Source organism: Cellulomonas triticagri, from assembly GCF_003696205.1.
Classification (GTDB): Bacteria; Actinomycetota; Actinomycetes; order Actinomycetales; family Cellulomonadaceae; genus Cellulomonas; species Cellulomonas triticagri.
Window position 1 is genome coordinate 1 of sequence record NZ_RFFI01000154.1, and the last position, 7,256, is coordinate 7,256.

The 7,256-nt window shown below is 73.5% G+C and carries 7 protein-coding genes; 6 read left to right on the forward strand and 1 reads right to left on the reverse strand.

Annotated elements, in window-relative coordinates:
- The first annotated feature begins 150 nt into the window (after window positions 1-150).
- The 6 genes from mgtE to EBM89_RS18675 all read left to right on the forward strand — a co-directional run bounded on the left by mgtE (window position 151) and on the right by EBM89_RS18675 (window position 5,934).
- Window positions 151-1,236: a magnesium transporter gene (gene mgtE / locus EBM89_RS18650; RefSeq protein ID WP_199732197.1), complete on the forward strand. Its 1,086-nt coding sequence runs from the start codon at window positions 151-153 to the stop codon at window positions 1,234-1,236.
- Window positions 1,237-1,385: 149 nt separating this feature from the next.
- Window positions 1,386-2,006, forward strand: coding sequence for an ATP-dependent Clp protease proteolytic subunit (locus EBM89_RS18655; protein ID WP_122151125.1), 621 nt, complete (start codon window positions 1,386-1,388; stop codon window positions 2,004-2,006).
- A gap of 43 nt (window positions 2,007-2,049) precedes the next feature.
- Window positions 2,050-2,748, forward strand: coding sequence for an ATP-dependent Clp protease proteolytic subunit (locus tag EBM89_RS18660; protein ID WP_122151126.1), 699 nt, complete (start codon window positions 2,050-2,052; stop codon window positions 2,746-2,748).
- A gap of 223 nt (window positions 2,749-2,971) precedes the next feature.
- Window positions 2,972-4,258, forward strand: coding sequence for an ATP-dependent Clp protease ATP-binding subunit ClpX (clpX, locus tag EBM89_RS18665; protein ID WP_122151127.1), 1,287 nt, complete (start codon window positions 2,972-2,974; stop codon window positions 4,256-4,258).
- A 3-nt stretch (window positions 4,259-4,261) separates the two neighbouring features.
- Window positions 4,262-4,594, forward strand: a complete 333-nt coding sequence (locus EBM89_RS18670) for a chorismate mutase (RefSeq protein WP_122151128.1) — start codon at window positions 4,262-4,264, stop codon at window positions 4,592-4,594.
- 140 nt (window positions 4,595-4,734) lie between these two features.
- Window positions 4,735-5,934: a baeRF2 domain-containing protein gene (locus EBM89_RS18675; RefSeq protein ID WP_122151129.1), complete on the forward strand. Its 1,200-nt coding sequence runs from the start codon at window positions 4,735-4,737 to the stop codon at window positions 5,932-5,934.
- Window positions 5,935-6,007: 73 nt separating this feature from the next.
- Here the strand turns inward: EBM89_RS18675 and efeB are convergent.
- The coding region (gene efeB / locus EBM89_RS18680; protein WP_122151130.1) for an iron uptake transporter deferrochelatase/peroxidase subunit at window positions 6,008-7,256 on the reverse strand (1,249 nt) is incomplete at its 5' end.

Here is a 7,256-nt window from a genome sequence, read left to right on the forward strand (position 1 = left end):
TCGCGTGGCACCGCGCCCCGGTCGGCGCCGTCCCCGACGCGCGCCGCGCCCCACCGCGCCGCGACACCGCCGCGCGCCGCCGTCGGACGGTCCGGCACGAGGTCCTGCGACCCGTGCGCCGTCGCGGCGCCCCCGTCAGGAGGTCTCCCCATGCCCCGCTTCCCCTTCCGCCGCCCCGACGGCCTCGAGAGCACCGCGCCGCAGCCCCGCCCCGCGGAGCCGCAGACCGCACCGGTCGGGACCGCCGACCGCCCGACGCGGGACGACCTGCTGTCGCGCGTCTCCGAGTACGCCCCCACCATCCGGCCGACCATGACGGTCGCCGAGGCCGTCGCCGCGCTCCGGCACCACCCGGGCGACGCGGCGTACGGCGAGGTCTACGTCACGAGCGAGCCGAGCGCCGGGGCCGCCCCGGTGCTGCTGGGCGCGGTCAGCTACCGGGCGCTGGCGATGTCCGACCAGCACCGGCTGATCGCCGGGGTGATGCGCCCCGACGTCGTCACGGTGGGCGAGGACGTCGACCCGGAGGAGGCCGCCCGCCTCTTCCGCCGGCACCGGCTGGCGGCGCTGCCCGTGACCCGCGACGGCGAGCTGCGCGGGGTGCTCACCGCGGCCGACGTCACGGACATCCTGCAGCAGGAGGCGACCGAGGACGCCGCCCTGCAGGGCGGGACCCAGCCGCTCGACGTGCCGTACCTCAAGGCCAGCCCGCTGCTGCTGTGGCGCCGCCGCGTCGTGTGGATGCTGCTGCTGTTCGCCGCCGAGATGTACACGGGCACCGTCCTCAAGGCGTTCGAGGACGAGCTCGAGACCGTCATCGCCCTGGCTTTCTTCGTGCCGCTGCTCATCGGCACCGGCGGCAACGCCGGCACGCAGATCACGACCACGCTGATCCGGGCCATGGCCACCAACGAGGTCCGGCTGCGGGACGTGTTCAAGGTCGTGCGCAAGGAGACGGCCACCGGGCTGCTGATCGGCCTGACGATCGCGGCCGCGGCGCTGGTGCGCGCGTTCACCCAGGGCGTCGGCGGCGAGGTCGCGCTGACCGTCGCCGTCGCCGCGGGGGCGATCGTCGTGTGGTCCTCGGTCGTGGCGTCGGTGCTCCCGCTGCTGCTGCGCCGGCTGCGGATCGACCCGGCGGTGGTGTCGGGGCCGATGATCACCACCCTGGTCGACGGGACCGGGCTGATCATCTACTTCGAGATCGCCCGGGTGTTCGTCACCGCCATCGGGTGACGCCCCCGCGCACGGCCCGGGGACCTCGTCGCGCGGCGGGGTCCCCGGGCCGTGCGCCGTCAGCGAAACGGGGGTGCGCCGGGACTGATCGGCCGCCGGGTGCGCGTTAGGGTCGCTGACAAGCAACCACGCCTGATGAGGGAGCCTTCGTGAACGACCAGACGCCGGCCATCGCCCGGGCAGAGTCCGGGGGACTCGGCCTCAACGACTCCATCTACAACCGGCTCCTCAAGGAGCGGATCATCTGGCTGGGCTCGGAGGTCCGGGACGAGAACGCGAACGCCATCTGCGCGCAGATGATGCTGCTCGCGGCGGAGGACCCCGAGAAGGACATCTTCCTGTACATCAACTCGCCCGGCGGCTCCATCACCGCGGGCATGGCGATCTACGACACCATGCAGTACATCCAGCCGGACGTCGCCACCGTCGCGATGGGCATGGCCGCCTCGATGGGGCAGTTCCTGCTGTCCTCGGGCGCGAAGGGCAAGCGCTACGCGACCCCGCACGCCCGCGTGATGATGCACCAGCCGTCCGGCGGCATCGGCGGCACCGCCACCGACGTGCGCATCAACGCCCAGCTCATCCTGCACATGAAGACGGTGCTCGCCGACCTCATCGCCGAGCAGACGGGCAAGACCCACGAGCAGATCACGGCCGACTCGGACCGCGACCGCTGGTTCACCGCGGCCGAGGCGCTCGAGTACGGCTTCATCGACAAGGTCGTCACGCACGCCGGTGCCGTCACCGGCGGCGGCGGCACCGCGGCCTGACGGCCCGCCGACGACCACACCCGACTTCGCAGAAGGAGAGCTCGTGAGCACCGAGTCGCAGTTCATCGCCCGCGCCGGGCGCCTCGCCGGCGGCTGGGGCGGCGTGTCCCAGTCCCCGTCGTCCCGGTACGTGCTGCCCCAGTTCGAGGAGCGCACGGCCTACGGCTTCAAGCGCCAGGACCCGTACACCAAGCTGTTCGAGGACCGCATCGTCTTCCTCGGCGTGCAGGTGGACGACGCGTCCGCGGACGACATCATGGCCCAGCTGCTGGTCCTGGAGTCCACGGACCCGGACGGCGTCATCACGCTGTACATCAACTCGCCCGGTGGCTCGTTCACCGCGCTGACCGCGATCTACGACACGATGCAGTACATCAAGCCGCAGATCCAGACCGTCTGCCTCGGGCAGGCGGCGTCCGCCGCGGCCGTGCTGCTGGCCGCCGGCACGCCGGGCAAGCGCCTCGCGCTGCCGAACGCCCGCGTGCTGATCCACCAGCCCGCGATGGAGGGCGGCGGCTACGCCCAGGCGTCCGACATCGAGATCCACGCGAACGAGCTGATCCGGATGCGTGAGTGGCTGGAGCAGACGATCGCGCACCACACCGGTCGCCCGCTCGACCAGGTCCGCCAGGACATCGAGCGCGACAAGATCCTCACCGCCGCGCAGGCGCACGAGTACGGGATCGTCGACCAGGTGCTCGAGAGTCGCAAGGGCGTCGTCGCCACGACCGTCGAGCCGTGACCGACCGACCGGCCCGCCGGACCCCGCGGGGTGCGGCGGGCCGGTCGTCGCACCCGGCGACGGGGTGACGTCGCGCGACACGCCCGGCTCCGGGACCCGCGCAGGCTGACACCGGGCCCGCGGTGGTGTGTGATGGACCGGTGGACCACCGCGGGTGCGGTGGTCACGCCGCACGCTCAGCACGACGCGACCGCAGGGGTCGCGGCGAGGGAAGGGGACGCACGTGGCTCGCATCGGGGACGGCGCCGACCTTCTCAAGTGCTCGTTCTGCGGCAAGTCGCAGAAGCAGGTCAAGAAGCTCATCGCGGGTCCGGGCGTCTACATCTGCGACGAGTGCATCGAGCTGTGCAACGAGATCATGGAGGAGGAGCGGGCCGAGGCCACCGAGATCGGCATGGTCGAGCTGCCCAAGCCGAAGGAGATCTTCGCCTTCCTCGAGCAGTACATCGTGGGCCAGGAGCCCGCGAAGCGGTCGCTGGCCGTCGCGGTCTACAACCACTACAAGCGCATCCAGGCCGGTGAGGCGACCCCGACGGTGGGGACGGTCCAGGCCGAGGACGCGATCGAGATCGCCAAGTCGAACATCCTGCTGATCGGCCCGACGGGCTGCGGCAAGACGTACCTGGCGCAGACCCTCGCGCGGATGCTCAACGTCCCGTTCGCCATCGCGGACGCCACGGCCCTCACCGAGGCGGGCTACGTCGGCGAGGACGTCGAGAACATCCTGCTCAAGCTCATCCAGGCCGCCGACTTCGACGTGAAGAAGGCCGAGACCGGGATCATCTACATCGACGAGATCGACAAGATCGCCCGCAAGGCCGAGAACCCGTCGATCACCCGCGACGTCTCCGGCGAGGGCGTGCAGCAGGCGCTGCTGAAGATCATCGAGGGCACCACCGCCTCGGTCCCGCCGCAGGGCGGCCGCAAGCACCCGCACCAGGAGTTCATCCAGATCGACACGACGAACGTGCTGTTCATCGTGGCGGGCGCGTTCGCGGGGCTGGACGAGATCATCACCAGCCGGTCCGGCCGCAAGGGCATCGGCTTCGGCGCCCCGCTGCACAGCGCGGACGACAAGGACGTCTACGGCGACGTCATGCCGGAGGACCTGCTGAAGTTCGGGCTCATCCCCGAGTTCATCGGCCGCGTCCCGGTCATCACGACGGTGTCGCCGCTGGACCGCCCGGCGCTGGTCCGCATCCTCACCGAGCCGCGCAACGCGCTGGTCAAGCAGTACCAGCGGATGTTCGAGATCGACGGCGTCGAGCTGGAGTTCACGGACGACGCCGTCGAGGCCATCGCGGACCAGGCGCTGCTGCGCGGCACCGGTGCACGCGGGCTGCGCGCCATCATGGAGGAGGTCCTCCAGCAGGTGATGTTCGAGGTGCCCAGCCGCGACGATGTCGAGCGCGTGGTCGTCACCCGCGAGGTCGTGCTGGAGAACGTCAACCCGACGCTGGTGCCCCGCCAGGCGCCCGCCAAGCGCACCCCGCGCGAGAAGAGCGCCTGACACGTGACGGACCCGCAGGGCTCCGCCCCGCCGCCCGAGCTCGCGCGCCTGCGCGGCAGCATCGACAACATCGACGCCGCGCTCATCCACCTGCTCGCCGAGCGGTTCAAGGCCACGCAGCAGGTCGGGGTGCTCAAGGCGCGCCTCGGGCTGCCCGCGTCCGACCCGGGCCGCGAGGCCCGGCAGGTGGCGCGCCTGCGCTCGCTCGCGCACGACGCCGACCTCGACCCGGTGTTCGCGGAGAAGTTCCTCGCGTTCATCGTGGAGGAGGTCATCCGGCACCACGAGGCCATCGCCGCCGGACCTGACGGGCGCGGCGCGGCACCCACGGTCTGACCTCCGACCGGCACCGCGTCCGGGGTGGCGCGCACGCCCCGCCTGTCAGAGGGTGGGAGGGGACAGCACAGGTCGGCCGGAGCGGCCCGACATCGCACCGCCCCGGCACGGCCGACACCCGAACCCTCGGAGGTCGCCCCGTGGAACTGCACTGGCTCAAGCCCCTGCTCGGCCGTCCCGCCCCGTTCGTGACGGTCCACCTCGACGCCACCCGCGCCGACGCGTCCGGAGACGAGGAGGTGGCCGGCCGCTGGCGGTCGCTGCGCAAGGAGCTCGAGCGGGCGGGGGCCGCGGCCGCCGTCCTGGACGAGATCGAGGAGCGCGTCACCCGGCCTACCGGCGTCGCCGGGCCGCACGGGCGCGTGGTCGTCGCCGACGCCGAGGGCGTGGTCGTGGACCGTGTCCTGAAGGAGCCGCCGGCGCAGTCCACCGCGCAGCTGGACGACGTGCCCGGGCTGCTGCCCGCCGTCCGCGCCGCCGACCAGGCGACGCGGTTCCTGCTGGTCGAGATCGACCGGCAGGGCGCCGACCTCACCTGGTCCGACGGGACCGGCCTGCGGGTCGCGGAGAAGGAGTCCGTCGAGGGCGACCACGACGTGCTGCACAAGGTCCGGGAGGGCGGCGGCCTGTCGCACAGCCGGATGCAGGTGCGCGCCGAGGACTCCTGGGAGCGCAACGCCGAGACGGTCGCGGCGGACCTGGACAAGCAGGTCGTCGACAAGGCTCCGGAGATCGTGCTGGTCACGGGCGACAAGCGCGCGGTGTCGCTCCTCTGCCACGCCGTCGCCCCGCGCACCAAGGACCTGCTGGTCGAGGTCCCGGGCGGGTCGCGCGCCGACGGCGTGAACCAGCAGGTGTTCGAGCAGCGGGTCGGCGAGGCGCTCGAGACGTTCCGGGCCCGCCGCCGCGAGGGCGTGCTCGACCGGTACCGGGAGGCGCTGGGTCGCGGCGAGGCCGCCGTGACGTCGGTGGACGACCTGGTGACGGTGCTGCAGCGGGGGCAGGTCGCCGAGATCGTGCTGAGCGAGGACGTCACGCTGCCGGGTTCGTCGCTCGCGGAGCGCACCCTGTGGGTCGGCCCGGAGCCGCTGGAGGTCGCGTCGTCGGAGGCCGACCTCGCCGGGATCGGCGTGACCACCGGGGCGCGGCGGATGGCCGCGGACGTGGCGCTGCTGCGCGCCGCGCTCGGGCAGGACGCCGGCCTGACCATCGCCCCGGAGGGGGCCGTCGAGGCGGTGGACGGCGTCGGCGCCGTGCTGCGGTGGGCCGACGGGTCCACGCCGAGCGAGGCCGTCCCGACGCAGTCGGACGACCAGGCCCGGCTGCACCGGGTGGTCTGAGCCCCGCCCCGGTGGCCGGTCCGTAGCGCGGACCGGCCACCGGGGCCGTCCGGGGGTGGTCGGGTAGGCCCGCTCAGCCGAGCAGAGTCGACCCGACGAACCCGCCGCGCAGCGTGCCGTCGTCCGCGACGTCCGGCACCCCGGGCGGCACCGCGAACTGCGCCGACGCCGTGTGCTGCAGGTACTCGGCCATGAGGTCCTGGGCGGCGAGCGCCTGCTGCACCGGGACGAAGTGCGTGCGCGGGTCCCGGGTGAACGCGATGAAGTACAACCCGGCGTCCAGCCGGCCCAGGGCGTCGTTCCCGTCGGTGAACGTGTAGCCCCGGCGCAGCATCCGCGCCCCGCCGTGCGACGTCGGGTGCGCGAGACGCACGTGCGACGCCGCGTCGATCAGCGGCCCGCCGTCCCGCCCGGCGAGCGCGAAGTCCGGCTCCGTGCGCTCCTCGCCGCCGGACAGCGGCGCGCCCGACCCCTTGGTCCGGCCCACGACCCGCTCCTGCTCGCGCAGCGAGGACCGGTCCCACGTCTCGATGGTCATCCGGATCCGCCGCCCGGTCAGGTAGGTCCCGCCCGTCATCCAGGCCGAGTCCCCGGTGTCCGCGGCGGCGTCGCCCGCCTGCACCCACACGTGCTCGTCCAGCGCGGCCGTCTCCTCCGCCATGACGTTGGCGGTGCCGTCCTTGAACCCGAACAGGTTGCGCGGCGTCTGCTGCGCGGTCGACGTCGAGGACGTCCGGCCATAGCCGAGCTGCGCCCACCGGATGCGGGCCGTGCCGAACGCCGCGCGGGAGAGGTTGCGCACGGCGTGGAAGGCCACCTGCGCGTCGTCGCTGCACGCCTGCACGACCAGGTCGCCCTCGCTGCGCTCCGGGTCCAGCGCGTCGCCGGGGAAGTGCGGCAGCGCCGCCAGCGCCCCCGGCAGCCGGTCGGCCAGGCCGAACCGGTCGGTCGCGCCGTCCGCGCCCACGAACAGCGAGCGGCCGAAGCCGAACGTCAGGGTCAGCCCCGCCGGCGGCAGGTCGGCGGCCTCGCCCGTGTCGTCCGGGGGAGCGTCGTACGGGCCGGAGTCGAACCCGGCCGCGCCCGCGCCGAGGCCGCGGGTCAGCCGGGCCGCCATCGTCGTCCAGCGGCGCAGCAGGTCGACGAGGGCGGCGTGGTCCGTCGTCGTCAGGTCGAACGCCGCGAGGTACAGCCGGTCCTGCGCCGGGGTGACGATGCCCGCCTGGTGCGCCCCCGCGAAGGGGTGCACGCGCGCCTCGGCCGTGGCGGCGAGGTCCGGGGCGGTCGCGCGACCGGCGCCGAACCCCGCGGCCGCGACCGCC

Coding starts and splice junctions, on each gene's coding strand:
- mgtE (WP_199732197.1), top strand. CDS start 151: ATGCCCCGCTTCCCCTTCCGCCGCCCCGACGGCCTCGAGAGCACCGCG.